Source organism: Pseudomonas frederiksbergensis (assembly GCF_003732705.1).
GTDB lineage: Bacteria > Pseudomonadota > Gammaproteobacteria > Pseudomonadales > Pseudomonadaceae > Aquipseudomonas > Aquipseudomonas frederiksbergensis_F.
The window spans coordinates 19,711-45,924 of the sequence record NZ_MOBR01000016.1 but is presented as its reverse complement, the minus strand read 5'-3'; the positions used below and the strand labels follow the sequence as shown (position 1 = coordinate 45,924).

Here is a 26,214-nt window from a genome sequence, read left to right as displayed (position 1 = left end):
TTTGTAGCTTGCAAACACAGCTATAGAAGTCGACGGTTAATCAGAAGTTCACCCCAATTACTCGCTTGCCCCGGCTTTTTTTCTAGTACTTGAAGCTTTGCACAATGCCAGCCGAATTCCACAATACCGGCAGGATATTTCTGAAATGTTCCGGTTCGGCACTCGTCCAGAACTGCGCGGCACGAACGGGGCCCTCGGCGAGTAACTCACGCTCGGCCAACAGGCGTTGCAGTTGCCGCGCCACGGCGGCACCCGTGTCGATCAAGCTGATGTCCTCTGGGATCATCTGCTTTAGCAACGGCTTTAGAAAGGGATAATGCGTGCAGCCGAGAATTATCGTGTCGCAGCCTGCGGCCAGCAGCGGCTCGACATAGCCCTGAAGCAATTGACGCAGGCTCTGACTGTGCAGATCGCCGCTCTCAATCAGCTCCACCAACCCTGGGCAAGGTTGGGTGATCACCCGCACATCCGTGGCAAAGCGATCGAGCAGCGCGGCAAACTTCGCGCTCTGCAAGGTGCCGGTGGTGGCGAGTACGCCGACCACGCCACTGCGGGTGGCAGCGGCGGCCGGTTTGACGGCCGGCTCCATGCCGACGATGGGCCACTCGGGATAATCGCGGCGCAGATTGGCAACGCCGGCCACGGTCGCGGTGTTACAGGCCAGCACCAGCGCCTTGGCGCCCTGCTGCTGAAAAAAATCGGCGATGACGCTGCAACGTTGCTGGATGAATGCCGGGGTTTTCTCGCCGTAGGGAATATTCCCGCAATCGGCGACGTACAACAGCGACTCGTTGGGCAGCAAACGCTGGATCTCAGCCAGCACCGAAAGCCCACCGACGCCGGAGTCGAACACGCCAATCGGCGCTTCACGCATGGGCAGTACCACAGACGCTGCAACCCGGATCACGTTTGACCCGCAATTCGCGGAAGCGCGTGCCCAAGGCATCGATCAACAACAAGCGCCCCACCAATGGCTCGCCGAAACCGGCCAGCAACTTCAGCGCTTCGAGGGCTTGCAGGCTGCCGACCAGGCCCACCAGCGGGCCAATCACCCCGGCTTCGCTGCAAGTCAATTCGGCTTCGCTGCCGTGCCCGTATAAACAGTGGTAACACGGACTTTCAGCACGTCGCGGATCAAACACCGACAACTGCCCTTCCAGGCGAATCGCCGCGCCGCTGACCAAGGGTTTGCGCGCAGCCACGCATGCAGCGTTAACCGCCTCGCGAGTAGAGAAATTGTCGGAGCAGTCGAGCACCAGATCCACCGCAGCAACCGCTGCGGCCAGGGAATCTTCATCCAGCGCCGCACGATGGGCGACCAGTTGAATCTCGGGGTTGATCGCGCTCAAACGGCGGATCGCCGAATCGACCTTGCTCACGCCGACGCTGTCGGTGTCGTGAATGATCTGGCGTTGCAGGTTGGTCAGGTCCACCGTGTCGAAGTCTGCCAGATGCAGTTCACCGACTCCGGCTGCCGCCAGATAAAGCGCGACGGGCGAGCCAAGACCGCCGAGCCCGACGATCAGCACACGGCTTTCTTTCAGCCGCAATTGACCGTCGATGTCGACGTGTTGCAACAGAATCTGTCGGCTATAGCGCAACAATTCCTGATCATTCAGCACGGCAGGCGCCCCAGGCTGATGCGTTCGTGGCCGCCCAGATCGGTGCGGCTGTGGACTTCTTCAAAACCGCGGGTCAGCAGCAAATCGCGCACCGCGTCGGCTTGATCATAGCCATGTTCCAGCATCAGCCAGCCGCCGGCTTCGAGGTAGTCCGGCGCCTGGGCGACGATCAAACGCAGATCGTCGAGCCCGTCGACGCCGGCCACCAACGCACTGGCCGGCTCGAAACGCACGTCACCTTCCACCAGATGCGGATCCGCCGAAGCAATGTACGGCGGGTTGCTGATGATCAGTTGAAAGCGTTGACCTTCCAAAGCGCTGAACCAATGGCTACTCAGCACCGTGGCGTTGTTCAAATGCAGGCGCTGGCGATTGCGTTCAGCCAGGGCCACGGCTTCGATCACCCGATCCACAGCCGTGACCTTCCAGGCCGGACGCTCGCTGGCCAGGGCCAACGCAATGGCGCCGCTGCCGGTGCCGAGGTCGAGGACCGTGGCCGGTGTCGCGGGCAATAACTCCAGCGCGGTTTCCACCAGCAACTCGGTGTCCGGGCGCGGGATCAGCGTGTGCGGTGCGACTTCCAGATCGAGTTTCCAGAAACCTTGCTGGCCGAGGATGTAAGCCACCGGCTCACCGCCGCGACGACGTTGCAAATAACTGGCAAAGGTCAGCGCCGCTTCGCTCGGCACGATGCGCTCGGGCCAGGTGTGCAGGAAGCTGCGGTTCTTGCCCAACGCATGGGCCAGCAATAGCTCGGCATCCAGGCGCGCGGTCGGCGAGTCGGGTAGATCGGCGGCACGTAACAAACTGGCAATGATCGTCATTTATTCACCTATCGCCGCCAATTGGTCGGCCTGGAACTCGGCCAACAATGGCTCGATCACTGCTTCCACGCCACCGGCGAGGATCTCGTCGAGGGAATACAGCGTCAGGTTGACCCGGTGGTCGGTGACCCGGCCCTGGGCGAAGTTGTAAGTACGGATCCGCTCGGAGCGATCACCCGAACCCACCAGCAGTTTACGCTCGCTGGCAATGGCATTGGCTGCGGCGCTGGTCTGCTGGTCGTTGAGCTTGGCCGACAGCCAGGACATCGCCCGGGCGCGGTTCTTGTGCTGGGAACGTTCTTCCTGGCACTCAACGACAATACCCGACGGCAAGTGCGTGATGCGGATCGCCGAGTCGGTCTTGTTGACGTGCTGTCCACCGGCCCCGGAGGACTTGTAGGTGTCGATGCGCAAGTCGGACGGGTTGATCTCGATCGCTTCCTGCTCGTCCGGCTCGGGCAACACGGCCACGGTGCACGCCGAGGTGTGGATGCGCCCCTGGGATTCAGTCGCCGGCACCCGTTGCACACGGTGCGCGCCGGATTCGAATTTCAGCTTGCCGTAGACATTCTCGCCTTCGACCCGGGCGATGACTTCTTTATAGCCGCCGTGCTCGCCGATGTTCTCCGAGAGAATCTCCACCCGCCAGCCACGTCGCTCGGCGTAGCGCGAATACATGCGAAACAGGTCGCCGGAGAAAATCGCCGCCTCGTCACCGCCGGTGCCAGCACGGATTTCGAGGAACACGTTGCGCCCGTCGTTCGGGTCCTTGGGCAGCAACATGCGTTGCAGCCTGGCTTCGATTTCGATCAGTTGCTCTTTGGCTTCGCGAACTTCTTCCACGGCCATTTCGCGCATGTCCGGGTCGCTGTCCTTGAGCAGTGCCTGGGCGCCTTCGAGGTCGCCTTGTACTTTCAGCAGCTGTTTATAGGTTTCAACAATCGGTTCGACTTCCGCGTATTCCTTGGAATAGGCGCGAAATTTGGCCTGATCGGAAATGACCTCGCCATCGCCAAGCAGAGCGGTCAATTCCTCGAAACGGTCCTGGAGGATGTCCAGCTTATTGAGCAGTGACGCTTTCATTGCGGTTTTTTATCCGAGCTATCCGACGAGCCCTCATTGAGGGCAAAGAGTTCCTGGGCCATGGCCAGCGCATCGAGGCGGCCTTCGGCAGTCAACTTTTTCAACTGCACGCTAGGCGCGTGCAGCAATTTGTTAGTCAGGCCGCGCGCCAGTTGCACCAACACGTCTTCGGCGCTGCTGCCGTTGGCCAGCATGCGCTGGGCCTTGAGCAATTCTTCGTCACGCATGCGCTCGCTTTGCTGACGGTAGGCCTTGAGCACATCCACCGCCGCCAGTTCACGCAGGCGCACCATGAAGTCATCGGCGCCGATCGCCACCATCTCTTCTGCGGCCTGGGCTGCGCCTTGGCGGCTCTTGAGGTTTTCGGCGACCACTTCGTGGAGATCGTCGACGCTGTAGAGGTAAACGTCGTCCAGTTCGCCGACTTCAGGCTCGATGTCCCGAGGGACGGCGATGTCCACCATGAAGATCGGTTTATGCTTGCGCAGCTTCAGGGCACTTTCCACTGCGCCTTTACCGAGGATCGGCAACTGGCTGGCGGTGGAGCTGATGACGATGTCGCTGCGCACCAGTTCGGCCGGGATGTCCGACAGCAGCACCGCGTGGGCGCCGAACTGTTCGGCCAGGATACTTGCGCGCTCCAGGGTTCGGTTGGCGACGACAATACGCTTCACACCCAACTCATGCAGATGACGGGCGACCAGGGTGATGGTCTCGCCAGCGCCAATCAGCAACGCCTGGCTGCGTTGCAAGTCGCTGAAAATCTGTTTGGCCAGGCTGACCGCGGCAAACGCCACGGATACCGGGTTTTCACCGATGGCGGTGTCGGTGCGCACTTGCTTGGCCGCATTGAACGTGGCCTGGAACAACCTGCCGAGCAGTGGACCGATGGTGCCGGCCTCCCGCGCCACGGCGTAGGCCGATTTCATCTGGCCGAGAATCTGCGGTTCGCCCAACACCAGGGAATCGAGCCCGGAAGCGACCCGCATCATGTGACGAACTGCCGCATCATCTTCGTGCACATAACTGCTCGCGCGCAGCTCATCGAGGCTCAAATGATGATAATCGGCCAGCCAGCGCAGGATGATGTCCGCCGAAAGGTGATCCTGCTCTATATAAAGCTCACTGCGATTGCAGGTGGAAAGGATCGCAGCTTCGCGGCTGTCGGTGAGTCGGCAGAGCTGCTGCAACGCCTCCACCAGCTGCTCAGGGGTAAAGGCCACGCGCTCGCGGACGTCTACTGAAGCAGTCTTGTGGTTAATACCGAGTGCAAGGAAGGCCATTCAAGGTCGCTGATGGTGACGTGAAGCCGGCAATTGTCCTACTTCGACACAGACAGAACAACTACCGCTGACTATTGTCCCAATCACTTGCCTCTATAAAGGCATCAATTGAGACTCGGTTATGTTTGGCCGAAGGCTTGTGTCATGATGATCCGACCGCAGGTTAGTCGTCCTTCTCCTATATGAATAGATCTTCCGCGTTGCTCCTCGCTTTTGTCTTCCTCAGCGGCTGCCAGGCTATGGCGCCCGTTTCGTCGGACGGCACGCCGCCGACTGAAGACAGCACTCCGGCCCCTGAAAAGCCCAAGGTCTACAGCTCCTTCAGTGAAGAAACCGTCTTCAGTCTGTTGAGCGCCGAACTGGCTGGCCAGCGCAATCGTTTCGACATTGCGCTGGACAACTACGTCACCCAGGCGATCAACACCCAGGATCCGGGCGTCTCCGAGCGGGCATTCCGCATCGCCGAGTACCTGGGCGCCGATCAGGCCGCCCTGGATACCGCGCTGATCTGGGCAAAAAATGCCCCGGACGACCTTGAAGCGCAACGCGCAGCCGCCGTGCAACTGGCGCGCGCCGGGCGCTATGACGACTCCATGGTCTACATGGAGAAAGTCCTGCTGGGCAAAGGCGACACGCATTTCGACTTTCTCGCCCTGTCCGCGGCTGACACCGACCAGGACACCCGCAACGGCCTGATGAAAAGTTTTGACCGTTTGTTGCAGCGGCATCCGAACAACGGCCAGCTGATTTTCGGCAAGGCTTTGCTGATGCAACAGGACGGCGACGCCAAAGGTGCACTGACCCTGCTGGAAGACAATCCGCCGGACGAAGGCGAAATCGCCCCGATCCTGCTGCGGGCGCGCCTGCTGCAAACCCTCAACCGTGGCGGTGAAGCCCTGCCACTGCTGCAAAAAAGCATCAAGAAATACCCGGACGACAAACGCCTGCGCCTGACCTACGCGCGCATGCTGGTCGAACAGGACCGCATGGATGACGCCAAGGTCGAGTTCTCCAGCCTGGTCCAGCAGTATCCGGAAGACGACGAATTGCGTTATTCCCTGGCGCTGGTGTGCCTGGAAGCCAAGGCCTGGGACGAGGCCAAGGGTTACCTGGAAGACCTGATCGCCCGGGAAAGCCATGTGGATTCGGCACACCTGAACCTCGGCCGTATCGCTGAAGAGCGCAACGACCCGCAGGGTGCACTGATCGAGTACGCCCAGGTCGGCCCCGGCAATGATTACCTGCCAGCGCAGTTGCGCCAGGCCGATATTCTGATGAACAACGGCAAGACCGCCGAAGCCCAAAGCAAACTGCTGGCCGAGCGCGACGCACAACCGGATTACGCGATCCAGTTGTACCTGATCGAAGCCGAAACCCTGTCCGCCAACAATCAGGGCGACAAGGCCTGGGGCGTGTTGCAGAAAGCCTTGCTGCAATACCCGGACGATCTGAATCTGCTCTACACCCGGGCCATGCTCGCGGAAAAACGCAATGACTTGGCACAGATGGAAAAAGACCTGCGCCTGATCATCAAGCGCGACCCGGACAATGCGATGGCGTTGAACGCCCTCGGCTACACCCTGTCCGACCGCACGACTCGCTACGAAGAAGCCAAGGCCCTGATCGAGCACGCACACCAGCTCAATCCGGAAGACCCCGCAGTCCTCGACAGCCTCGGCTGGGTGAATTTCCGCTTGGGCAATCTCGATGAAGCCGAGCGTTTGCTGCGCCAGGCACTGGAACGCTTCCCCGATCAGGAAGTCGCGGCTCACCTGGGCGAAGTCCTGTGGGCCAACGGCAAACAACGGGAAGCCAAGCAAATCTGGGGCAAGTTCCTCAAGGATCAGCCCGACAGCCCTACCCTGCGCGGCACCATCAAGCGCCTGACCGGATCAGAGACTCTTTAAGATTATGTTTTTGCGCCACGTTATCGTTTTCAGCCTCATTGCCCTGCTCGCCGGTTGCGCGGGCTTCGGCGCCCGCGAATCGGTCCAGGGTCAAGGCAATCCGGCCCAATGGAACGCGTACAAACAGCAGATGACCAGCCTTGATGGCTGGCAGATCAACGGCAAGATAGGCATTCGCGCGCCTAAAGATTCAGGCAGCGGCACGCTGTTCTGGTTGCAGCGCCAGGATTACTACGACATCCGCCTCTCTGGCCCACTGGGTCGCGGCGCCGCACGCCTGACCGGTCGCCCGGGCAAGGTGTCGCTGGAAGTCGCCAACCAGGGTCGCTTTGAGGCGCCGACACCGGAAGCCTTGCTCGAAGAACAACTGGGCTGGAAATTGCCGGTGTCCAACCTGGCCTGGTGGGTTCGCGGGCTCCCGGCTCCGGACAGCAAAAGTCGCCTGACCCTGGACGCCGACAGTCGTCTGGCCAACCTAGAACAGGATGGCTGGCAGGTCGAATACCTGAGCTACGCCGAACAAAACGGCTATTGGCTGCCCGAGCGGATCAAACTGCACGGCACCGACCTTGATGTCACGCTGGTGATCAAGGAATGGCAACCACGCAAACTGGGGCAGTGAACATGACTGCTCCGCGCCTGACGCTGCCCTCGCCGGCCAAACTCAATCTGATGCTGCATATTCTTGGGCGCCGTGAAGACGGTTACCACGAGCTGCAGACGATTTTTCAGTTTCTCGATTACGGTGATGACATCACTTTCGCCGTGCGCGATGACGGTGTGATTCGTTTGCACACTGAATTCGATGGCGTTCCCCACGACAGCAACCTGATTGTTCGAGCCGCAAAGAAACTTCAGGAGCAATCCGGTTGTGCCCTCGGCATCGACATCTGGATCGATAAAGTCCTGCCCATGGGCGGTGGAATCGGTGGCGGCAGTTCAAATGCCGCGACGACTTTGCTTGGCCTCAATCACCTCTGGCAACTGGGCTGGGATGAGGATCGGCTGGCCGTGCTGGGCCTGACCCTGGGCGCTGACGTCCCGGTTTTCGTCCGTGGGCACGCGGCTTTTGCCGAGGGTGTCGGCGAGAAACTGACCCCTGTAGACCCCGAAGAACCGTGGTATCTCGTGCTCGTACCGCAAGTATCTGTAAGTACAGCAGAAATTTTTTCAGATCCTTTGTTGACACGTAACTCTTCTCCCATTAAAGTGCGCCCCGTTCCCAAGGGAAACAGTCGAAATGACTGCTTACCGGTAGTAGCAAGGCGTTATCCAGAGGTACGTAACGCATTGAATTTGTTAGGTAAATTTACCGAAGCAAAACTCACCGGAACTGGAAGTTGTGTGTTTGGGGGCTTCCCAAGCAAAGCTGAAGCTGATAAAGTCTCGGCCCTTCTTACAGAGACCCTTACAGGGTTTGTAGCAAAGGGAAGCAACGTTTCGATGTTGCATCGCAAGCTGCAAAAACTGCTCTAAAGGAACCGATTACTGGGTAATCGTTGCAACAGATACAGGGGCGTCGCCAAGCGGTAAGGCAGCAGGTTTTGATCCTGCCATGCGTTGGTTCGAATCCAGCCGCCCCTGCCATTTTCCTATACTCATCCAGGTTACCCTCAGCCTTCAGGTACTGCGCGTGTCCAAGATGATGGTCTTTACGGGGAACGCTAACCCCGATCTGGCTCGGCGTGTTGTACGTCAGCTGCATATCCCTCTCGGTGACATCTCTGTCGGTAAGTTCTCCGACGGCGAAATTACTGCCGAGATCAATGAAAACGTCCGCGGTAAAGATGTCTTCATTATTCAGCCGACTTGCGCTCCGACCAACGATAACCTGATGGAACTGGTAGTGATGGCTGATGCCTTCCGCCGCTCCTCGGCTACTCGTATCACTGCTGTTATTCCTTACTTTGGTTATGCCCGTCAGGATCGCCGTCCGCGTTCCGCACGTGTGGCTATCAGCGCGAAAGTCGTCGCTGACATGCTTACCGTAGTCGGCATCGATCGTGTTCTCACGGTTGATTTGCATGCTGACCAAATCCAGGGTTTCTTCGATATTCCAGTAGATAACATCTACGGCTCCCCGGTTCTGGTGGATGACATTGAAGATCAGCGCTTCGAAAACCTGATGATCGTGTCCCCGGACATTGGCGGCGTCGTGCGTGCACGTGCTGTTGCCAAATCCCTGGGCGTGGATCTCGGGATCATCGACAAACGCCGTGAGAAAGCCAATCACTCTGAAGTGATGCATATCATTGGTGATGTCGAAGGGCGTACCTGTATTCTGGTCGATGACATGGTCGATACCGCCGGCACTCTGTGCCATGCGGCGAAGGCCCTGAAAGAGCATGGCGCTGCCAAGGTTTTCGCCTACTGCACACACCCTGTGCTGTCCGGTCGGGCGATCGAAAACATTGAAAATTCCATGCTGGACGAACTGGTGGTGACTAACACCATCCCGTTGTCCGCTGCTGCTCAAGCCTGCTCGCGTATCCGTCAACTGGATATCGCGCCGGTAGTTGCCGAGGCGGTCCGCCGCATCAGCAATGAAGAATCGATCAGCGCGATGTTCCGTTAAGGGCCCTGCCCTTCTCGAATGTCTCGTTGACGAAAAGCGCCCCGCCCCGGCATTCCTGTCGGGGCGGGGCTTTTTTGCCCATATCGCCTTTAGCGCTGGTCGCAACCGCTGGGGCGAATGTGGTTATTTTGGAGATACAACATGAACGATTTTACTCTGAATGCTGAAGTGCGTTCCGACCTGGGGAAAGGTGCGAGCCGCCGCCTTCGTCGTCTCGCAAGCCTGGTTCCAGCTGTAGTTTACGGTGGCGAAAAAGCCCCTGAATCCATCAGCATGCTGGCTAAAGAAGTTGCCAAACTGCTCGAAAACGAAGCGGCTTACAGCCACATCATCGAGCTGAACGTTGGCGGCACCAAGCAAAACGTAATCATCAAGGCTCTGCAGCGCCACCCGGCTAAAGGCCACGTGCTGCACGCTGACTTCGTACGCGTTGTAGCGGGTCAGAAACTGACCGCTATCGTGCCTGTACACTTCGTTGGCGAAGAAGCTCCGATCAAGAAAGGCGGCGAAGTTTCGCACGTTGTTTCCGAAATCGAAGTGACCTGCCTGCCAAAAGACCTGCCTGAATTCATCGAAGTTGACCTGGCTAACGCCGAAGTCGGCTCGATCATTCACTTGTCCGACCTCAAAGCCCCTAAAGGCGTTGAGTTTGTTGCTCTGGCCCACGGTGATGACAAGGCTGTTGCCAACGTCCACGCTCCACGTGTTGCTCCAGAAGCTACCGAAGAAGGCGAAGCAGAGTAATTCACTCTGTGAAGCCGGAGTGATCAAGTAACATCGCGGACTGGAACGTAGCGAGAAAGCGGGCGAGCACGCGGAGTTTACATAATGGTAAATGAGCACGTGTCGTCCACTTTCGCCGCACTCCCTGATTGCGGCGATGTTATCCACCACTCCAAGGAAGGGCCCCTATCGTGACCGCCATCAAACTGATCGTTGGCCTGGGAAATCCAGGCGCTGAATACGAACAGACCCGGCATAACGCAGGGGCCCTTTTTGTTGAGCGCATCGCGAACGCGCAAGGCGTAAACCTTGTGGCCGATCGCAAATATTTCGGCCTGACCGGGCGCTATTCGCATCAGGGTCAGGATGTTCGTCTGCTGATTCCCACCACGTACATGAACCGCAGCGGCCAGGCTGTCGCGGCACTCGCCGGTTTCTTCCGCATCACGCCTGAAGAAATCCTCGTGGCGCATGACGAACTCGACTTGCCTCCGGGCGTTGCCAAGCTCAAACAGGGCGGCGGCCATGGCGGTCACAACGGGTTGCGCGACATCATCGCGCAACTGGGCAATCAGAATACCTTTCACCGCTTGCGGCTTGGCATTGGCCACCCGGGCGTTGCCAGTATGGTTTCAAATTTCGTCCTGGGTCGTGCGCCACGCGCCGAACAGGAAAAACTCGATGCCAGCATCGACTTTGCCCTCGGCGTGCTGCCGGATATCCTCGCCGGGGAATGGAACCGCGCGATGAAAAACCTGCACAGCCAGAAGGCCTGACTCACTCCTCGGGGAAAACACCATGGGATTCAATTGCGGCATCGTCGGCCTGCCTAACGTCGGCAAGTCCACCCTATTCAACGCCCTGACCAAATCCGGGATCGCGGCCGAGAACTTCCCCTTCTGCACCATCGAGCCGAACACCGGTATCGTGCCGATGCCGGATTCGCGTCTGGAAGCCTTGGCAGCCATCGTCAACCCAAAGCGCATCCTGCCGACCACCATGGAATTCGTCGATATCGCGGGCCTGGTTGCCGGCGCCTCGAAAGGTGAAGGCCTGGGCAACAAGTTCCTCGCCAACATCCGTGAAACCGATGCCATCGCCCACGTGGTCCGCTGCTTCGAAGACGAGAACGTGATTCACGTCTCCAACAGTGTCGACCCGAAACGCGACATCGAAATCATCGACCTGGAACTGATCTTCGCCGACCTCGACAGCTGCGAGAAGCAACTGCAGAAAGTCGCGCGCAACGCCAAGGGTGGTGACAAGGACGCCGTAGTCCAGAAAGGCCTGTTGGAGCAATTGATCGCTCACTTCACCCTCGGCAAGCCTGCACGCACCCTGATGAAGACCATGGGCGCCGACGATAAAGCCGTGATTCGTGGCTTCCACCTGCTGACCACCAAACCGGTCATGTACATCGCCAACGTCGCTGAAGACGGTTTCGAGAACAACCCGCTGCTGGACATCGTCAAGGCCATCGCCGAAGAAGAAGGCGCCATGGTGGTTCCGGTCTGCAACAAGATCGAAGCCGAAATTGCCGAGCTGGAAGACGGCGAAGAGAAAGACATGTTCCTCGAAGCCCTGGGCCTCGAAGAGCCTGGCTTGAACCGCGTGATCCGCGCCGGCTACGAGATGCTGCACCTGCAGACCTACTTCACCGCCGGTGTTGAAGAAGTCCGCGCCTGGACCGTGCGCGTCGGGGCCACCGCACCGCAAGCCGCTGGCGTGATCCACACCGACTTCGAAAAAGGCTTCATCCGCGCCGAAGTCATCGCCTACGACGACTTCATCCAGTACAAGGGCGAAGCCGGCACCAAAGAAGCCGGTAAATGGCGTCTGGAAGGCAAGGACTACATCGTGAAAGACGGCGACGTGATGCACTTCCGTTTCAACGTGTAAAAACAGCTACGCAACAAAAAGCCGCGTTTGATACGCGGCTTTTTTGTGCCTCAAATCCGGGAAACACCACCAACCTGCAGGAGCGAGGCTTGCCCGCGAAGGCGTCATCACTGGCGCTAAAAGCTTCGCGGGCAAGCCTCGCTCCTACAGAGCCCATGGTGTTCAGGCCTTTTTGGTTCTTGGCAGGAAGATCGCCAACACCCCAAACAGCGGCAGGAACGAACACAGGAAGTACACGTATTCAATCCCGTGAACATCCGCCAGATGCCCCAGCAACGCCGCGCCAATCCCGCCAAAACCAAACATCAAACCAAAAAACACCCCGGCAATCATCCCGACATTACCCGGCACCAATTCCTGCGCGTACACCACGATGGCAGAAAACGCCGAGGCCAGGATAAAGCCGATGACCACGCTGAGGATGCTGGTCCAGAACAGGTCGACATGGGGCAGGATCAGGGTGAACGGCGCAACGCCGAGGATCGAGAACCAGATCACTGCCTTACGCCCGATCTTGTCGCCAATCGGTCCGCCGAAGAACGTCCCCGCCGCCACCGCACCCAGGAACAGGAACAAGTGCAGCTGCGAACTGGCCACCGACAGGTCGAACTTCTCGATCAGGTAGAAGGTGAAGTAACTGGTGAAACTGGCCATGTAGAAATACTTGGAAAACACCAGCAAACCGAGCACCACCAATGCGCTGATCACCCGGTTTTTCGACAGGCCGTGGGTCGCCGCCTGACCTTGCTTGAGCTTGAACAGGTTCAGGTGGTTGGCGTACCAGCGGCTGATGCGATAGAGCACAAACAGCGCAAACACCGCAAACAACCCGAACCACGCGACGTGGCCCTGGCCATACGGAATGATGATCGCCGCCGCCAGCAACGGACCGAACGCCGAACCCGCGTTACCACCGACCTGGAAGGTCGATTGCGCCAGGCCAAACCGCCCGCCCGAAGCCAGTCGTGCCACGCGAGAAGCTTCCGGGTGAAAGGTCGAGGAACCGATGCCGATCAACCCGGCGGCCAGCAGAATCATCGGGAAGCTGCCGACTTCCGACATCATCAAAATGCCGATCAGCGTACACACCGTTCCAGCCGGCAAAAGCCACGGCTTGGGATGGCGATCGGTGTAGTAACCGACCCACGGCTGCAGCAGCGAAGCCGTCAGTTGGAATGTCAGGGTGATCAGGCCGACCTGAGTAAAGGTCAGGCCATAGTTGGCCTTGAGCATCGGGTAAATCGACGGCAGCACTGACTGAATCAGGTCGTTGATCAAGTGCGCCAGCGCTACGGCGCCGATGATGCGCATGACCAGAGGGCTGCTTTGTGGAGTCGCGGACGCCGGCGTCGAACCGGTCTGGGCATTGCTGATAGCCATGGGGATTTTCCGTACTACAGATGGGTGCACACGGGCAGGTGCGTCAATGTGCCATTTTTCAGTGCAGCAGCGCCATCCCCTTAGCCTGCTAACGACCTCGACGTTCATCGAAGAGTGGGTGATAGCGCAACGCCATGGTCTAAATCTTGCCTTGTTTATCCCCTTCAACGCGGCCCCCTTACAAAGGGGATCGAGAATGGGAAGTTTCGCTACAGAGTCGGCCTACAGAGCTGGCGAGGGTGAACTTTCGAGGCCTTTTAAAGGGGCACAAGTCGCGGTCGCAACGATCACGACGCACGCCGATGGTGCGTGGTGTCCAGAGGAGTCATGGGGCATGCAGGCTTTTTTATCACCGGGGATCGGATTGCTGGGGCGTTTTGGCTTCGCACGCAAATTTCAGCTGCTGTTTTTGCTGTTTATCCTGCCGCTGGCCGGCAGCCTGTGGATGATCGGCCAGGATTATCGCGACAAACTGCAACTGATTTCCGGCGAACGTGCCGGGGTTCGTCAACTGCTGGCCCTGGATGCACTCGACAACCTGCTCGCCGCCCAGCGTGACCGCGCGGCCCGTTGGCGCGCCACCGAAACCAATCGCCAGCCGACGCCAGCCACGATCGCCGCCATGGGCGCTTTCGACGCCGTGCAGCCCGCCGTCACCCAAGCGACTTCCGACCTGGGCAATGCCTTGAAAACCGAAGGCGCCGAGGGCGAAACCCTGACCCGCTATCAAGCCCTGCAAACCGCCCTCAATGGCCTGGACTCGAAAAGCCTGAGCGGTGTCGGCTGGTGGCCGGACGGCTACGATCGCTTCACCAATGCCCTGAGCGCCCTGCAAGCCTTGCGCGAACAGATCGTCATGGACAATCGCCTGACCCTGGCGCCGTGGCTGGAAACCTATTTGCTGACGCAGATTTCTACCCAACATGCGCCGGACCTGATCGAACGGGTCGGACGTCTGGCGGCCGTCGGCCAGGCGTCGGTGGTGTCCGGGCAGTTCACCCTGCAAAGCCGTCTGCAACTGCGGGACTTGCGCAGTCGCATCGGTGATGCCCGGGAACAGCTGGTTAAAACGGCGAGCCTGCTCGAAGCACGCCTGCCCAGCGCCTTGCAAACCTGGGCCGGGCAATACCATGACAGCCTCAAGCATCTTGATTCGACCTTGAAAGTGCTGGACGACGGCGTGTTCGGCGGCAGCATCAACCTCAAGCCGGACGACTTCGAACGCAACCTCGACGCGCTGCTCACCGACCTCGCCTCGCTGCGCCAGCAATCGCTGGTGTCGCTGGATCAACGCCTGGATTACTACCACGGCTCGGCGATCCGCCAGTTCATTCTGGTGGCGACGATCTTTGGTTGCCTGCTGTTGGCCGCGTTGTACCTGTTTGTGTGCTTGCAGGCCTCGATCCGTCGCAGCGCCAGCGGCATCACCGTGCTGGCTGAAGCCCTGCGCGACGGTAACCTGAGCCTGCAAGTGCCGGTGCAGGGGCGCGATGAACTGGCGGCGATCAGCACCGCGCTTAATGTGGCGGTGGTGCAATTGCGCAACAGTTTGCTCGGGGTCGATCACGAGACCTTGCAACTGAGCAATGCCGTGCGCACCCTCAACGATCACTCCAGCGGCGCGCTGGGGGAAGTCGAGGCCCAGCAAATCCAGATCAGCCAGATCGCCGCTGCTGCCACGCAATTGGCCGCCACCTCGCAAGGAGTCGCCCAGAGCTGTGAGCAGGCGTCCGGTAGCGCGCAACACACCCAGCGCATCGCCGCCGACAGCAGCCGCGACAGCCAACGCACCACGGCGAGCATTCAGCAGCTCAATCAGCGCCTCAACGACACCGCGGCTGCATTGGGCCGGGTCAGTGAGCAAGGGCAACAGATTCAATTGGTGGTCGACACTATTCGTGGCGTCGCCGAGCAGACCAACCTGTTGGCGCTCAACGCCGCCATCGAGGCTGCCCGCGCGGGCGAGCAAGGTCGCGGCTTTGCCGTGGTGGCCGATGAAGTGCGCAGTCTGTCCCAGCGCACACAGTCGTCCACCGCACAGATCGCCAGCACCGTCGATAGCCTGCGCAGCACGGTGAATGAAGCGGTGACCCTGATGGAAGCCGCTTGCGGCCAGGCTCAAACCGACGCGCAAGCCGTCACGGGCCTGGGCGCACGCCTGGGGGAAATTGCCAGCGCGGTGCAAAGCGTCACCGACACCCTGGCGCAAATCGCCACCGCCGTTGAGGAGCAAGCAAGCACCGCCGATGAAGTCAGCGGCAACATCCAGCAGGTCGATCAGGCCGCCGTCAGGTTACTGGAAGGCGCGCGGGCCGTGAACCTTGCGGCAGACACCTTGAGCCAGGGCAGCAAGGCCTTGAGTGCGAATACCGGGAGATTTCAACTGCGCTGACGCCCTGCCCCGCCCTGTTTTTTCGGGCCAGGACGATAACCGGTTGAAAGTGTGGAGAAATATTTTAAATTTACGCTTGACGCATCTTCGTTCCAGGTGAATAATGCCCGCCACTTGGCTACATAGCTCAGTTGGTTAGAGCATAGCATTCATAATGCTGGGGTCCGGGGTTCAAGTCCCTGTGTAGCCACCAAGTACTAAAAACGGCTTACCGAAAGGTAGGCCGTTTTTTTATGCCTCGAGAAAAGTGCCCGCCCCGTCAGCCGCGCAGCGTCGATAACGCGGACAACCCGCGCTCCCAAATCTGCCAGGTACGCAGCCAGACCATGGCCTGCCAATCGCTGTCGGCCGGATAGAACTGCTCCAGCAGATTGAGTTTGATCCCGCGCCCAACCTCATCACTTGGGTTGCCGTGCAGATGCAGCCAATGGTCATCGCGCAGATGCCGATGAACCTCTACCCCCGGATACGTCCCGCACTCGATCACAAACGGCATCAACCGCACGTGAGGCAACGCATTGAGCAACGCCTGGGAGGTATAACCCGTTGCCGTCGCTGCGACCCCGGTTTCGCTGGTGGTGTTGGCGCCAGTGTGCAAGGTGTAGAGCCACGGACCGTAAATCGCCTGGGCATCGTCCAGCGCCGGGTAAGCGGCCTCGGTAATGGTCAGCAGCATCGGATGACCGTATTCACCGGCCCCGGTGTGCAAGTCAAAACACATCGCAACGTCGGCATGGGCAACGTGCTTCTGAATGATCTGGTGCAACGTGCGATTCGACCAGCTCGGCGCCAGACCACCAAAGAACAAACCATCGGGGTGACTGTGCTGGCCACCCTCGACAATCGACATCACCGCCGGCCAGCCGCGTTCCTTGATGTGCGCATCGAGCAAGGCATCGGCGCGATCACGCTCGGGGCCGAGCAACTCACTGCTGGCGTAGATTTCATGCAATGCCGCGTAGGCCTGGTTGTCTGGCAGCGGACGCTCGAAGTTCAGGTGATTGCGGTTCAGGTCGATATTGTCTTCATTGACCCGGCGCAACCACGCCGTGCCCCACGGGTTGATCAAATGGATCATCACCACCGCGACATCCGCCGGCAGCGAACGCTTGCCCAAGTCCTGCAACCATTTGATCTGACAGCCCGAGCCGTAGAAACCTTCGACCCCATGGGTGCCGCTCAACGCAATCAGCAGACGCTTGGCAGACGGATCGCCGAGCACCGCCACATCAGTGCTCAACGATTCACCGAACGGCCCTTGGAGTGGATGGGGATATTCGGTCAGTGTCGCGCCTGCTGCGGTGGCTGCGGCGAGGAATTGTTCACGTTGCCCACGGTAACTCGGCTGGGTAGGAAACTGGCTCTGCATGTCTGCCTCTTGTTGGTTTTCTGGCCGCTCTGATGCTCTCGACCCTACAGAAAATCCGTCCGTTGATGAAGGACAAAAGTGCCTTTGCTGTCGGACGTGGTTTGCGTCGCACCCTGTCGGCCGATAAAGTCCCCGAATCTTTTATCCCACGGACGGAGTGCCCTACGTGTTCTCAGCCTTTCACTTGAGCCGCTATCGCCTGTCAGCCCTGTCGCTGATCGCCACCGCGCTGACCCTCGCCGCGTGCAACGCACCACCCACGTCGACATTGCCCGTGGCGCCGGAAGCCGCCACCGGTTTTCGCACTGACCTGCAAACCCGCCACGCCTCGAAACACATGGCGGCGGCCGCCAATCCGCTAGCGGCTGCGGCCGGGCGGGAGATGCTGCGTCAGGGTGGCTCGGCCATCGATGCGGCCATTGCGATGCAAGCGGTATTGACCCTGGTGGAACCGCAATCGTCGGGCATTGGTGGCGGTGCGTTGATCGTATTGTGGGACGGCAAGGCTGTGCGCACGTATGACGGTCGGGAAACCGCTCCGTCCGGCGCCACCGAGAAACTTTTCCTGCAAGCCGATGGCACGCCGATGCCGTTCACTCAAGCGCAGATTGGCGGTCGCTCAGTGGGGACGCCGGGCGTGTTGCGCGCGCTTGAGCTGGCGCATCAGAAACACGGGCGCCTGCCCTGGGCGACACTGTTCGAACCGGCGATCAAACTCGCGGAGCAAGGCTTTGCGATCTCGCCGCGTTTGCATCAGCTGATTGCTTCGGACTCGTCGCTCAAGCGTTCGCCGGACATGGTGGCGTACTTTCTGAATGCGGATGGCAGCCCCAAAGCCGTCGGTACGCTACTGAAGAATCCGGCATTGGCCGCGGTATTCAAACGCATCGCCAAGGAAGGCCCCGACGCGCTCTACAAAGGGCCGGTTGCCGAAGAAATCGTCGCCAAGGTCCAGGGCCATAAAAACCCCGGCAGCCTGTCGCTGAATGACCTTCAAGGCTACAAGGCCAAGGAACGTGCGCCGCTGTGCTCCGACTACAAACGCTGGCAGGTCTGCGGCATGCCGCCACCGTCGTCGGGCGGAATTGCCGTGGCGCAGATCCTCGGCACCTTGCAAGCCCTGGAAACCCGCGACCCGCGCTTTGCCCTGGCGCCGCTCAAACCGCTGAAGACGGATAAGCCGGCAGGCATCGAGCCAGCGCCAGAAGCCGTGCACCTGATCTCTGAAGCCGAACGCCTGGCCTACGCCGACCGCGCGCAATATGTGGCCGACACCGACTTCGTGCCAGTGCCGGTCAAAGGCCTGGTGGACCCGACTTACCTCGCCAGCCGCGCCGCCCTGATCGGCGACCGCAGCATGGGCACGGCCAAACCCGGCACGCCGCCGGGTATTCAAGTCGCCTACGCGCCGGACCGCTCGCCCCTGCGCATCTCCACCTCGCAAGTGGTCGCTGTCGATGACGCAGGCGGCGCCGTGTCCATGACCACCACCGTTGAGTCCGCGTTCGGCTCACACTTGATGGTCCAGGGCTTCCTGCTCAACAACCAGATGACCGACTTTTCGTTCATCCCCGAAGAGAACGGGCAGAAGGTCGCCAACCGCGTCGAACCCGGCAAACGCCCGCGCTCGTCCATGGCGCCGACCCTGATCTTCGATCGCCAGAGCGGCGAGTTCGTAGCCACCGTCGGCTCCCCGGGCGGCTCGCAAATCATCGAATACGTCGCCAAATCCACCATCGGCCTGCTCGACTGGAACCTCGACCCACAAGCCGCCATTAGCCTGCCCAACTTCGGCAGCCGCAACGGCCCGACCGAACTGGAACAAGGGCAGTTCAGCCCGGCGCTGATTCAGGCGCTGAAGGATAAAGGGCATGTGGTGAATGAAATCGACATGACCAGCGGGACCCAGGCGATTGTTCGAGTGAAGGATGCGCAGGGAAAGGCTTCGCTGGCGGGTGGAGCGGATCCGCGGCGTGAGGGGGAGGCGTTGGGGGATTGAGTCTTACGCGGGGATGAGAAAAGGCTTACCGGGAGGTAGGCCTTTTTTATTGGGAAAGCGAGTCAGATCTGCTATCTCACGCTGTCTTTTCCTACCCGCAATTTGGCGCGACGTATATAGAATTTGTCGGCCCCACAAGCAGTACAACGCAGTCGACGCTAATGCCGTCGGAATGGAGTCACTCGTGAAAAATCGTCCGATTCACACCGGCGAGGATTACCGCGCAGCGTTAAAAAACGTGTCTGAACTCTTCGACAACGAGCCTGAACCCGGCACGCCAGAAGGTGATTACTTCGACATCATGATCACGCACATCGAGGCGAATGAGTCGAAGCACTTTCCAGTCCACTCAACACCTGACAAAAACCCCGGAGGCTAGAAAACCCGGCCTCCGGGCCCAAATCACGCCGGCACACCCAAAATAATATGCGAAGCCTTGATCACAGCCGTCGCACTCACACCCGGCGCCAGCCCCAACTCTGCAACCGCCTCACGGGTAACGATCGAGTAAACCTCGCTGCCGCCATCCAGTTGGATGACCACTTCGGCGTTCACCGCGCCATCGGTCACGTGGGTGACTTTGCCTTCCAGGCAGTTGCGCGCCGAGAGGCGGATGTCGCTGGATTCGGTCATCAGCATCACCCACGGTGCCTTCACCAGTGCGACCGCTTCTTTGCCGACCGCCAGGCCCAGGCTCTTCACGCTTTCCATGGTCACCACCGCTACCAGTTCATTGCCGCCCGCCAGTTTCAGGGACACTTCGGCATTGACCGCGCCGGGCTGCAATTTGCTGATGGTGCCTTTGAAGACGTTACGTGCGCTGACTTTCATGATGTTGTGGCCTCTGTTAGTAATTTTTGTATACAACTTTGCACATCATTCGGGATTACTCAGCGCTGCGCAACTACACGCTCACATACACCCACGCTTCGATCCCGGATTGTAGTACCACGCTGACGCGCTGGTAGTCCGACACTTCGTAGCTGTCGGCGGCAGCCAGCTCTTCAGGGGTGATCTGGAACACCATGCCGGGAATCGGCGCACTGCGTTCGCTGCCCGGGCGCAGAATCGGGTGATGGGTCTTGCCGCTGGTGGCCAGTACTTCGGGGTCGGTGATTTCTACCCAGGATTGCTCATACCCCAGCATCGCATCGGCGCTGCCGCTCAGTTCGCGGCCGAAGTTGGCCAGTTGCACGGCTTTGTCCTGCAAGGTGCCGTAGGAAAACAGGTAAACAGTTGCAGCCGTCATCGATAAATCCTTGAGTGAATATTTGCTTAACGACTGATCTTCAACGCTTGCCGCGCCTGATGCTTTTCCAGCGCCAGGTCGATCAAGCGGCTGACCAGTTCGCTATATGTCATGCCGGTGGCCTGCCACAGCTTGGGGTACATGCTGATGCGGGTGAAACCGGGCAGCGAGTTGATTTCGTTGATCAGCACTTCGCCGCTCTCCGTCAGGAATACATCGACCCGCGCCAACCCTGAACAACCCAACACCTGAAAGGCCTCAACGGCCAAGGCGCGAATACGCTCGCTCGCCTCAACGCTGATGTTAGCCGGCACCACCACTTGGGCGGCCTGGTCGTCGATGTATTTGCTGTCGTAGGAATAGAACCCACTGCTCACCACGATCTCGCCGCAACCACTGGCGATCGGCTGATCATTGCCGAGCACCGCGCATTCAATCTCGCGACCGCTGACGGCAGATTCGATCAACACTTTTTCGTCGAAGCCCAAGGCCAGCTCAACCGCTGCTGTGTATTCGGCTTCGTCGGTGACTTTGCTCACGCCCACGGAAGAGCCCTGGTTCGCCGGTTTGACGAACAGCGGCAGACCGAGTTTGCCCTGCACGTCGGCAAACCCGGTACGCGCGGCGCTGGCACGGTTCAAGGTCACGAACGGCGTGACCGCAATCCCGGCGTCGCGCAGCAGGCGCTTGCTGATGTCCTTGTCCATGCACACCGCAGAACCCAACACATCGGAGCCAACAAACGGCAAATCCGCCATGCGCAGCAAACCTTGCAGGCAGCCGTCTTCGCCGAGGGTGCCGTGGACAATCGGGAAGATCACATCGACGTGGCCCAGCAGTTCCTGACTGGAGGTTTCCACCAATTGCTGACTGGCCTTGCCCGGCACCACCGCCAGTTCGCGATTGGATTGATTGAGGGCGATCAGCGCCGGGTTTTCCTGATTGAGCAGGAAGTTCGAGGGATCGTTGAGGTGCCAGTGACCTTGTTTGTCGATGCCGATCAGCACCGGTTCGAAGCGCGAACGGTCCAGTGCATCGACGATGTTTTTCGCCGATTGCAGCGACACCTCATGCTCGGCCGAACGGCCCCCGAAAATAATCCCAACCCGCAGCTTGCTCATTGCCTGGCCTCATGGTGAATGTGCTGTTTGATACCACGGCAGCACCGATGAATTAAAGACTGAAACTTCGCGCCGTCTCCATCAGTCATTGCTAATGCGCATCCCGTCATGCAGAGGCCGACCTTGAACGCTCCTACCGATCGTCGCAACACCCTCTCCCTGGACGGGCTCAACTTCTTTCTCGCCGACGTGCGCGACGGACTCGGGCCGTACCTGGCGATTTATTTGCTGGCGGTGCATCACTGGGACCCGGCCAGTATCGGCCTGGTGATGACTTTGGCCGGGATTGCCGCGCTGTTGACCCAGACCCCGGCCGGCGCACTGATTGATCGAACCCGCCGCAAACGCGGGGTGATCATCGTTGCGGCGCTGCTGGTGACGGTGAGTTGCGTGCTATTGCCCTTCATTACCTCGTTCACGCTGGTGGCGCTGACCCAGGCCTTGAGCGCTGCCGCGGCGTCGGTGTTCGCCCCGGCCATCTCCGCTATTTCATTGGGCATTACCGGGCCGCGAGCCTTTACCCGCCGCACCGGGCGCAATGAAACCTTTAACCATGCCGGCAATGCGGTTGCGGCGTTACTGGCTGGGGGATTTGCGTATTTATTCGGCCCCGTGGCGGTGTTTTACCTGATGGCGGTGATGGCGCTGGCCAGCGTACTTGCCATCAGCCTCATCTCGCCTCAAGCCATTGATCACGATGTTGCCCGAGGCTTCGACCCACAAGGGCCGGCCCATGGTGAACAGCCCTCCGGTCTGAATGTTTTGCTGCACAACCGGCCACTGCTGATATTCGGTATTTGTTGTGGGCTGTTTCATCTGGCGAATGCGGCAATGCTGCCGCTGGTGAGTCAGAAACTGTCCCTGGTGAACCTGCAAATGGCCACGCCACTGACGTCCGCCTGCATCGTCGCCGCGCAATTGGTCATGGTGCCGGTGGCGCTGCTGGTGGGCTGGAAAGCTGATGTCTGGGGGCGCAAGCCGTTGCTGCTGGCGGGGTTCCTGATCCTGCCCTTGCGCGGGATGCTTTATACCTTGTCGGACGACCCGTATTGGCTGGTGGCGGTGCAGCTGCTTGACGGTGTCGGTGCCGGGATCTTCGGCGCATTGTTTCCGGTAGTGATCAAGGACCTGACCCAAGGCACCGGACGCTTCAATGTGAGCTTGGGTGCGTTGTCGACGGTGTTCGGTCTGGGCGCCGCACTGAGCAACGGTTTGGCCGGATTCGTGGTTCAACTGGCCGGTTACAGCGCGGCATTCCTCACGCTCGCGGCAGTGGCGGCCACAGCGCTGGTGTTGCTCGTGCTCGCCATGCCCGAGACATTGAACAAGACACCTGCCGTTACCGATCAACCGGTGGCCACGGCGCTGACCTGATCAACGATTGGCCACCCAATGCGCGCCGAACAGCAGGTAGCAACTGCCGGCAAAGCGGTCCAGCCATTTGCGCGAACGCTCATAAGCACCCGCGACCCGACTCAGCAGACAACGGTTTGTCCCTGGGTTAACGTGTTCTGCATCGAGTTCAAGACAACGCCACCATGGCCAAGCACATGCCTCCGCGCGCTGCTGATTCAGGGCCAGTCGCTGGTCAGTGCCGCGCTGATGGCCGGTTTCACCGATCAGAGCCACATGACGCGTCAGTTCAGCAAAACCTACGGCCTGTCGCCGGCCCGCTGGATGAAGATGCACCGACGCTGAGTCACGCACGATCGTTCAAGAATCACCTCGATGCGCTGGTTATCGTGGAACCGGAATCACTCTGGAGCACCACCTGATGAACACGTTAAAAAGCCTGAACTTCCTGCAAAAAATCGACCTGATCGACCAACACTGGTCACCCCGGGTCATCGCCGAAATGAACGACTACCAATTCAAAGTGGTGAAGCTGCTGGGGGATTTCATCTGGCACGACCACCTGGAAACCGACGAAACCTTCATCGTTCTCGAAGGGCAATTGCGCATCGACTTTCGCGACGGTCACGTACTGATTTCAGCGGGTGAAATGTACGTCGTGCCCAAGGGCGTCGAGCACAAACCGTCGGCGGAACAGGAAGTGAAACTGCTGCTGATCGAACCCAAGGGCGTAGTGAACACCGGCAGTGAAGGCGGTGAACTCACGGCGATGAATGATCTGTGGATTTGAAAAACACTGGAAATACGCAGACTGTGATCGCCGTGATCATTTGACCGACTTCCCGGTCGACGAATAAGGACATTCCATGAGCGACTTCCCGACCCTCGAAACGCCGCGCCTGCAGCTGCGCGAAATCGTCACGGCCGACGCCCCGGCCCTGTTGGCGATTCACGGTAATCAACAGGCCATGCAGTGGTTCGGCATGGACCCGATTACCGAAATCGCTCAGGCCCAGGCATTAGTCAACACGTTCGCCGAATCGCGCACGCAACCCAACCCCGGTATCCGTTGGGGCATCCAGGACAAAGCGCACGACGAATTGCTCGGCAATTGCGGCCTGTTCAAATGGAATCGCCAGTGGAAAAGCTGCTCGCTGGGTTTCGCGCTTGGGCAGCCGGCCTGGGGCAAAGGCATCATGTCTGAAGCGCTGCAAGCCATGCTGGTCTGGAGTTTTGAACAGATGCAGCTCCATCGGATCGAGGCCACTGTCCACCCGCAGAACCAAGCGTGTTTGAAATTGCTCGAACGCTTGGGTTTCGTCCAGGAAGGACGGCTTCGTCAGGCGGGTTTCTGGCTGGGAAAACATCACGATTTGCTGCAACTTTCGTTGTTGCGCGCAGAGTTTGAACCGTCGCCGATCAGTGCTTTTTAGTCAGATTCGCCCAGCGCCTTACCGTCCACCGGGTCGCCGATCTTCAGGAAGTGTCCACCGGCGACATGGTGCAAGGTGCGCAGCGCGTCATGCCCTTCGAAGTGCCAGCGACCATCGCTGAACACGCGTTCGTCCGCTTGAGCGGCAATCACCTCGGCCAGGAACAGGTCGTATTGCTGGTGATTGTGCGGCTCCGGCAACAACCGGCACTCCAGCCACGCAACGCATCCTTCCAGCATCGGCGCATCGATCAACTCGCCGCTGAAGGTCTGCAGGCCGTAAGCCTGGAACTTGTCCTGGCCTTGACCCTGAGTCAGCGCCAGGCCAGACGTCGAGCCGACGGTTTGCACGATGTCAGCCTGGGCAACGCAGGGCACGTTCACCACGAACGTGCCCGAGGCTTCCAGCAGTTGTCGGGTCCAGGTGGACTTGTCCAGCACGACGGCAATCTTCGGCGGTTCAAAATCCAGCGGCATGGCCCACGCCGCGGCCATGATATTGCGCTGACCGTCGTGGGCCGCACTGACCAGCACGGTCGGCCCGTGATTGAGCAGGCGATACGCCTTGGACAACGGAACCGGACGGCGATGGGAAACGGTCATGGAAGTCTGCTCCAAGGGGAAAGCGCCGATTGTAGCGGCAACCGCGATTTAGGCCATGCCCGGAAAAAGGCTGCGATCTTTTCGCATTTATTCGAGCTTGCGAATCAAGTCGCCAGTTGATTGGCAAACTGCCCTACCGCGTTCACCACTTTTTGCGCGCCGTCCTGAATCTCGACAATCACCGTGCCCGCCTCCGCCGCCAGCGCCAAACCTTGCTCGGCCTGTAGCTTGCCGTCAGTCATCAGGGCCACGGCGTTGCGCGCCATGTCCTGGTTCTGCCGCACGACGCCGACAATTTCATCCGTGGCCTGGCTGGTGCGTGAGGCCAGTTGCCGAACCTCGTCCGCCACCACCGCAAAACCCCGACCCTGTTCGCCGGCACGCGCGGCTTCAATCGCCGCGTTGAGCGCCAACAGGTTGGTCTGTTCGGCAATGCCACTGATGGTCTTGACGATGGTGCCAATCACCAGCGACTGCTCGTTCAGGGCTTCGATGCCTTCGCCGGCGGTTTGCATATGTTTGGCGAGGTCGCGCATCACGCTCACCGCCTGAGTCACCACTGCCGTGCCGCGCTGGGCGCTGTTATCGGTCTGAATCGACGTGCTGTAGGCGATGTTGGCCGCCTCGGCGACCGCTTGTTCCTGATTGACCTGATCGGTAATCACCGTGGCGAATTTCACCACTTTGTAGAGTTTGTTATTGGCATCGACCACCGGGTTGTAGGACGCCTCCAGCCAGACCACACGACCGTGGCTGTCGACACGTTTGAAGCGATCGGCCACAAACTCGCCATTGTTCAGACGGCGCCAGAAGTTCTGGTACTCGGCGCTGTTGTATTCCTCTGGCTCACAAAAGGTGCGGTGATGTTTGCCCTGAATTTGCGCCAGGCTGTAACCCATGCCGTTGAGGAAGCGCTCGTTAGCGCTCAGCACATTGCCGTTGAGGTCGAACTCGATTACCGCCGTCGAACGCACCAGCGCACCGATCAGGTTCTCGTGCTCGCGCGACGCTTCGATGGTGCGGGTCAGGTCGCTGGAATAAATCGAAAAATGCTTGATGCGACCGCCCGCCGAACGCACCGGTTGCAGGATCGAACGCAACCAGGCCTCGGCACCATTGCCACGCAGCAAACGCACGGTGCCGGCGAAATGTTCGCCTCGGGTCAGTGCGTTTTTGAATCGCTGATGGAATTCGTCGGATTTCACGTGAGCCGGCACGATGTCTTCGATGTGTCGGCCGACCAGGTCATTGCTCTTGTAGAGCATCTCGCCGAGGAAATTCTGATTGACCGATTGAACCCGCCCATCGGGATCGAGGGTCAGGACCAGCATCTCGCTTTCCAGGCTGTCCTTCACTTGCAGGAGGCTGGAGAGTTCTTCGCGAAGAGCGGACAGCTCCTG

The 26,214-nt window shown here is 59.6% G+C and carries 23 protein-coding genes, 2 tRNA genes and 5 pseudogenes; 16 read left to right on the top strand and 14 right to left on the bottom strand.

Translation table 11 applies throughout. The features are described from left to right. Positions 1-82: 82 nt before the first annotated feature. The 5 genes from murI to hemA are packed head-to-tail and all read right to left on the bottom strand — an operon-like array spanning position 83 to position 4,812. A complete protein-coding gene (murI, locus tag BK667_RS17785; protein ID WP_123598429.1) occupies positions 83-874 on the bottom strand; it encodes a glutamate racemase in 792 nt (263 codons plus the stop codon). Then, complete coding sequence (locus BK667_RS17780; protein ID WP_123598428.1) at positions 867-1,622, bottom strand: molybdopterin-synthase adenylyltransferase MoeB; 756 nt, start codon at positions 1,620-1,622, stop codon at positions 867-869. The genes murI and BK667_RS17780 overlap by 8 nt, the downstream gene beginning before the upstream one ends. Then, on the bottom strand, positions 1,616-2,446 hold the full coding sequence (prmC, locus tag BK667_RS17775; RefSeq protein ID WP_123598427.1) for a peptide chain release factor N(5)-glutamine methyltransferase: 831 nt from the start codon (positions 2,444-2,446) through the stop codon (positions 1,616-1,618). Before prmC ends, BK667_RS17780 begins: the two co-directional genes overlap by 7 nt. Then, the gene (gene prfA / locus BK667_RS17770) at positions 2,447-3,529 is read right to left on the bottom strand and encodes a peptide chain release factor 1 (RefSeq protein WP_123509193.1); all 1,083 of its coding nucleotides are present in this window, start codon (positions 3,527-3,529) and stop codon (positions 2,447-2,449) included. Further along, complete coding sequence (gene hemA / locus BK667_RS17765; protein ID WP_123509192.1) at positions 3,526-4,812, bottom strand: glutamyl-tRNA reductase; 1,287 nt, start codon at positions 4,810-4,812, stop codon at positions 3,526-3,528. The genes prfA and hemA overlap by 4 nt, the downstream gene beginning before the upstream one ends. Before the next feature lie 182 nt (positions 4,813-4,994). Between hemA and BK667_RS17760 the strand changes: the two genes are divergently transcribed. From BK667_RS17760 to ychF, 8 genes are all read left to right on the top strand, one after another. Further along, on the top strand, positions 4,995-6,719 hold the full coding sequence (locus BK667_RS17760; protein ID WP_123598426.1) for a tetratricopeptide repeat protein: 1,725 nt from the start codon (positions 4,995-4,997) through the stop codon (positions 6,717-6,719). Positions 6,720-6,723: 4 nt separating this feature from the next. Beyond that, positions 6,724-7,341, top strand: coding sequence for a lipoprotein insertase outer membrane protein LolB (lolB, locus tag BK667_RS17755; protein WP_123598425.1), 618 nt, complete (start codon positions 6,724-6,726; stop codon positions 7,339-7,341). Between the two features lie 2 nt (positions 7,342-7,343). Next, a complete protein-coding gene (gene ispE / locus BK667_RS17750; RefSeq protein ID WP_123598424.1) occupies positions 7,344-8,195 on the top strand; it encodes a 4-(cytidine 5'-diphospho)-2-C-methyl-D-erythritol kinase in 852 nt (283 codons plus the stop codon). 36 nt (positions 8,196-8,231) lie between these two features. Further along, positions 8,232-8,306 (top strand) — tRNA-Gln (locus BK667_RS17745). Between the two features lie 46 nt (positions 8,307-8,352). Beyond that, positions 8,353-9,294: a ribose-phosphate pyrophosphokinase gene (locus tag BK667_RS17740; RefSeq protein WP_003208392.1), complete on the top strand. Its 942-nt coding sequence runs from the start codon at positions 8,353-8,355 to the stop codon at positions 9,292-9,294. Between the two features lie 141 nt (positions 9,295-9,435). Beyond that, positions 9,436-10,038: a 50S ribosomal protein L25/general stress protein Ctc gene (locus BK667_RS17735; protein WP_123509188.1), complete on the top strand. Its 603-nt coding sequence runs from the start codon at positions 9,436-9,438 to the stop codon at positions 10,036-10,038. 170 nt (positions 10,039-10,208) lie between these two features. Beyond that, complete coding sequence (pth, locus tag BK667_RS17730; RefSeq protein ID WP_008153430.1) at positions 10,209-10,793, top strand: aminoacyl-tRNA hydrolase; 585 nt, start codon at positions 10,209-10,211, stop codon at positions 10,791-10,793. A 22-nt stretch (positions 10,794-10,815) separates the two neighbouring features. Beyond that, positions 10,816-11,916, top strand: a complete 1,101-nt coding sequence (ychF, locus tag BK667_RS17725) for a redox-regulated ATPase YchF (protein ID WP_046053455.1) — start codon at positions 10,816-10,818, stop codon at positions 11,914-11,916. A 162-nt stretch (positions 11,917-12,078) separates the two neighbouring features. On the opposite strand, the gene BK667_RS17720 is transcribed toward ychF, so the two are convergent. Then, positions 12,079-13,296 (bottom strand): MFS transporter, encoded by a 1,218-nt coding sequence (locus BK667_RS17720; RefSeq protein WP_123410093.1) that lies wholly within the window; start codon positions 13,294-13,296, stop codon positions 12,079-12,081. Between the two features lie 334 nt (positions 13,297-13,630). Here BK667_RS17720 and BK667_RS17715 point away from each other — a divergent pair, with 334 nt between their 5' ends. Then, positions 13,631-15,688, top strand: coding sequence for a methyl-accepting chemotaxis protein (locus BK667_RS17715; protein ID WP_123598423.1), 2,058 nt, complete (start codon positions 13,631-13,633; stop codon positions 15,686-15,688). 116 nt (positions 15,689-15,804) lie between these two features. Beyond that, positions 15,805-15,881 (top strand) — tRNA-Met (locus BK667_RS17710). A gap of 66 nt (positions 15,882-15,947) precedes the next feature. On the opposite strand, the gene BK667_RS17705 is transcribed toward BK667_RS17710, so the two are convergent. Beyond that, entirely contained in the window at positions 15,948-17,057 is a 1,110-nt protein-coding gene (locus tag BK667_RS17705) for a DUF2817 domain-containing protein (RefSeq protein ID WP_123598422.1), read from the bottom strand. Positions 17,058-17,223: 166 nt separating this feature from the next. On the opposite strand from BK667_RS17705, the gene ggt reads away from it, so the two are divergent. Both ggt and BK667_RS17695 read left to right on the top strand, forming a co-directional pair. Next, positions 17,224-19,056: a gamma-glutamyltransferase gene (gene ggt, locus BK667_RS17700; RefSeq protein WP_123598421.1), complete on the top strand. Its 1,833-nt coding sequence runs from the start codon at positions 17,224-17,226 to the stop codon at positions 19,054-19,056. A gap of 184 nt (positions 19,057-19,240) precedes the next feature. Beyond that, positions 19,241-19,402, top strand: a pseudogene (locus BK667_RS17695) (transcriptional regulator); the annotation flags it as partial. A gap of 56 nt (positions 19,403-19,458) precedes the next feature. Here BK667_RS17695 and BK667_RS17690 read toward each other — a convergent pair. The 3 genes from BK667_RS17690 to ddlA all read right to left on the bottom strand — a co-directional run bounded on the left by BK667_RS17690 (position 19,459) and on the right by ddlA (position 21,426). After that, on the bottom strand, positions 19,459-19,887 hold the full coding sequence (locus BK667_RS17690) for a TOBE domain-containing protein (RefSeq protein WP_123514473.1): 429 nt from the start codon (positions 19,885-19,887) through the stop codon (positions 19,459-19,461). Between the two features lie 73 nt (positions 19,888-19,960). Next, on the bottom strand, positions 19,961-20,305 hold the full coding sequence (locus BK667_RS17685; protein ID WP_123598420.1) for a gamma-glutamylcyclotransferase family protein: 345 nt from the start codon (positions 20,303-20,305) through the stop codon (positions 19,961-19,963). Positions 20,306-20,331: 26 nt separating this feature from the next. Further along, positions 20,332-21,426, bottom strand: coding sequence for a D-alanine--D-alanine ligase (ddlA, locus tag BK667_RS17680; RefSeq protein ID WP_123514476.1), 1,095 nt, complete (start codon positions 21,424-21,426; stop codon positions 20,332-20,334). Positions 21,427-21,534: 108 nt separating this feature from the next. Here ddlA and BK667_RS17675 point away from each other — a divergent pair, with 108 nt between their 5' ends. Then, on the top strand, positions 21,535-22,800 hold the full coding sequence (locus BK667_RS17675) for an MFS transporter (protein WP_375539176.1): 1,266 nt from the start codon (positions 21,535-21,537) through the stop codon (positions 22,798-22,800). Here BK667_RS17675 and BK667_RS33600 read toward each other — a convergent pair. Then, a pseudogene (locus BK667_RS33600) lies at positions 22,801-22,899 on the bottom strand (lysine transporter LysE); the annotation flags it as partial. A gap of 81 nt (positions 22,900-22,980) precedes the next feature. Between BK667_RS33600 and BK667_RS17665 the strand changes: the two are divergent. The 3 genes and pseudogenes from BK667_RS17665 to BK667_RS17655 form a co-directional block, all read left to right on the top strand. Then, positions 22,981-23,124 (top strand): annotated as a pseudogene (locus tag BK667_RS17665) (helix-turn-helix domain-containing protein); the annotation flags it as partial. 76 nt (positions 23,125-23,200) lie between these two features. Next, positions 23,201-23,569 (top strand): cupin domain-containing protein, encoded by a 369-nt coding sequence (locus tag BK667_RS17660; RefSeq protein ID WP_123514478.1) that lies wholly within the window; start codon positions 23,201-23,203, stop codon positions 23,567-23,569. A 76-nt stretch (positions 23,570-23,645) separates the two neighbouring features. Next, on the top strand, positions 23,646-24,212 hold the full coding sequence (locus BK667_RS17655; protein ID WP_123598419.1) for a GNAT family N-acetyltransferase: 567 nt from the start codon (positions 23,646-23,648) through the stop codon (positions 24,210-24,212). Here the strand turns inward: BK667_RS17655 and BK667_RS17650 are convergent. The 3 genes and pseudogenes from BK667_RS17650 to BK667_RS34000 all read right to left on the bottom strand — a co-directional run. Continuing rightward, the gene (locus BK667_RS17650; RefSeq protein ID WP_123514481.1) at positions 24,209-24,814 is read right to left on the bottom strand and encodes a flavin reductase family protein; all 606 of its coding nucleotides are present in this window, start codon (positions 24,812-24,814) and stop codon (positions 24,209-24,211) included. The genes BK667_RS17655 and BK667_RS17650 overlap by 4 nt on opposite strands. A 104-nt stretch (positions 24,815-24,918) precedes the next feature. Next, a pseudogene (locus tag BK667_RS34005) lies at positions 24,919-25,347 on the bottom strand (methyl-accepting chemotaxis protein); the annotation flags it as partial. Positions 25,348-25,506: 159 nt separating this feature from the next. Further along, positions 25,507-26,145 (bottom strand): annotated as a pseudogene (locus BK667_RS34000) (PAS domain-containing protein); the annotation flags it as partial. Between the last annotated feature and the right edge of the window lie 69 nt (positions 26,146-26,214).